The sequence below is a fragment of the Paraburkholderia sp. UYCP14C genome, assembly GCF_004197395.1.
GTDB lineage: Bacteria > Pseudomonadota > Gammaproteobacteria > Burkholderiales > Burkholderiaceae > Paraburkholderia.
In genome coordinates this window covers 1-2368 of sequence record NZ_SELS01000199.1, presented here as the reverse complement: position 1 = coordinate 2368, position 2368 = coordinate 1, and the positions used below count along the sequence as shown (strand labels likewise).

Sequence of the window (2368 nt, the reverse complement as noted above, 5' to 3'; positions counted from 1 at the left end):
CTGTTTATTTGCCGTTGGATCGCCCTTAGGTGCGTGTTCGGCCTGGCAGACGGATCGCGAGCATCTCGCCGACAGCACAGGTGAGCTGGCCTGCGTCCAGACTCAGGTCAATCCAGGCTTTTCGTCCCTCGAGTGAACGAAGCCGCCCCTTTATCACCAGTTCAACGCCGAGTGGTGTGGGCCGCCTGAAGTCGACCTTCAATGACGCCGTCACGAAGCGGACTGGCTCAGAGCCATCACCGGGCTTCGGCCCTTCTTTCTGACGGGCGAAGGCGGCTGCGGATGCCGCGCCATGGCAGTCGAGAAGTGAGGCGATCATCCCGCCATAGACATGATCTGGAACACCGCCGCTATACCGGATGTCAGGCGTGAACCTGGCAACCGTTTCTTCGCCCGCGAGATAGCTCTTGAGGTGATGGCCGTGTGGATTTTGCGCACCGCAGCCATAGCAGTGAGCGAACGCTGGCGGGTAGTCATCCTGTATCGCACGTGTCGACATCTAGTTGCCTCTCGTCGGAACCCGAGATGTCAGGAACACAGCGGACATCCCGTTGACCTGCGATCGTCCCGGTATCAACTTGAACTTGGGGTTATCATATTTGTTCATCTCGTTCATGGACAATTGAGGTTTTTTTCAACAGGAGTGAAGAGGCGTCATTTCGATGGGCGTCTTCCTCGACGACATTCCTGGACTGGAAGTCAATGCTGTACTCGACGGACTAAGGACTTGCGATACCGCCGTGCTCCGAGCCCGTGCTTCATAAAACCCGCATAAGCCTGAGGAATTATTGATGGGCAATCGATCCGGCACGACGACACCGACACTTCGGCAGCTTCAGCTTCTGCTGGCGTTGACGTCATCAGACGGCATTGCGAGTGCCGGCGCTCAGCTCGGTATGTCCCCTTCGGCCACGAGCCACGCGTTGCGCGCGCTGGAAAAGGCGCTGGGGACCGAGCTGATTGACCGCAACACATCGCGGGTCGCGCTGACCTACACCGGCGAACACGTGCTTCCCCATGTCCGTGACGTCTTTGCATCTCTTCAACTCGTACAGGCCACCGCGCTGGCCGGTGCAGAGCTGAAAACCGGTCTGCTGCGTCTGGGCTCATTCGGCGCCAGCGCGACGATCAGGGTTTTGCCGCCGTTGATTGAGCGATTCAAGGCCCGCTACCCTGGCGTTGATGTCGTGGTCACAGAAAAGCCGGACGAGCAGACGTCGCGTGACCTGATCGAGCGCCGACTGGAAATTGCGGCGCTCACGCTGCCCAAGACGGACGTCGACTCGCAAACTCTCGCCGTCGATGAACTCGTCGCGGTCTTGCCATCCGGACACCCTCTGGCAAAACTCGATACCGTACCGCTCGAAGAAATGACGGCTGAGCCGTTCATTCTGACTCGCGCGGGGTCGCAGGCTCTGGTGACCCGACTGTTCTCAAGAAATGGGCTGCGGCCCAGGGTGACATATGAGCTCCTCCAGCTGATGTCGATACTGGAGCTGGTCGCGCGTGGAAAGGGCATCTCGATTCTGGCCAAGCTGGCGCTCCCGGACCGGTACGCCGGGACGGTATTCCGTCCTCTTGCCCCGGGCGCGTCCCGACGTATCGGTTTGGTGTGCCTGAACCAGAACCGCCTGTCACCGGCGGCTCACGCGTTCTGGCAGGAAGCTCGCCGATATCACGCTGAACTCAAACGTACGGATCGATGACACCTGCGGGACGGCTTCGATGACTTCCAGAATCTGTCGGCGACTTGAATTCAGTTTCAATTGCTGAGGAAACGACATGTGTCGACAATCGATGTGGCCAGAGGGCTCGCCACCGTGATCGATCGCGGGGCGCGAACCGCCGACTACAACGACACCCCGCCAAGGAGACATGTGATGCCCGTTCCGGCTATGCACTTCAATCAGTTCGTGCACAATTTCACGCAACTTGTTAACAGCTTCGCGGATGACGAAGCGCAAATCCTTAGCAAGGGACACGATCTTCTTGCCGAGATCGTTCGTCGCGATGACTGGCTCCCTGAGGCGTATGCGCAGCCACATCCCCAGTTCTACCAGCAGTACCTGCTATACGCCGATCCGGCCGATCGTTTTTCGGTTGTCAGCTTTGTCTGGGGCCCGGGCCAGAAGACTCCGATCCATAATCACACGGTCTGGGCGCTGATCGGCATGTTGAGGGGTGGCGAGCGTGCCGAAAGTTTTCAGGTCGGTGAGCCCGGCCAGCCGATGCGATCGCTCGGGGTTGATTACCTCAAACCGGGGACTGTCGAGAGTATTTCACCGCGTACGGGCGACATCCACAGAGTGTCCAACACGTATGATGATCGCGTCTCAATCAGCGTTCACGTCTACGGCGGGAACATCGG

At 59.0% G+C, this 2368-nt stretch carries 3 protein-coding genes; 2 read left to right on the top strand and 1 reads right to left on the bottom strand.

Translation table 11 applies throughout. The annotated features are described in order from the left end of the window. Positions 1-25: 25 nt before the first annotated feature. The gene (locus tag EVC45_RS44185; RefSeq protein ID WP_129964308.1) at positions 26-499 is read right to left on the bottom strand and encodes a PaaI family thioesterase; all 474 of its coding nucleotides are present in this window, start codon (positions 497-499) and stop codon (positions 26-28) included. A gap of 292 nt (positions 500-791) precedes the next feature. Between EVC45_RS44185 and EVC45_RS44180 the strand changes: the two genes are divergently transcribed. Then, positions 792-1706, top strand: coding sequence for a LysR family transcriptional regulator (locus EVC45_RS44180; protein WP_129964307.1), 915 nt, complete (start codon positions 792-794; stop codon positions 1704-1706). 174 nt (positions 1707-1880) lie between these two features. Continuing rightward, a partial coding sequence (locus tag EVC45_RS44175) for a cysteine dioxygenase (protein WP_129964309.1) occupies positions 1881-2368 on the top strand: 488 nt, incomplete at its 3' end.

Coding starts and splice junctions, on each gene's coding strand:
- EVC45_RS44185 (WP_129964308.1), bottom strand. CDS start 499: ATGTCGACACGTGCGATACAGGATGACTACCCGCCAGCGTTCGCTCAC.
- EVC45_RS44180 (WP_129964307.1), top strand. CDS start 792: ATGGGCAATCGATCCGGCACGACGACACCGACACTTCGGCAGCTTCAG.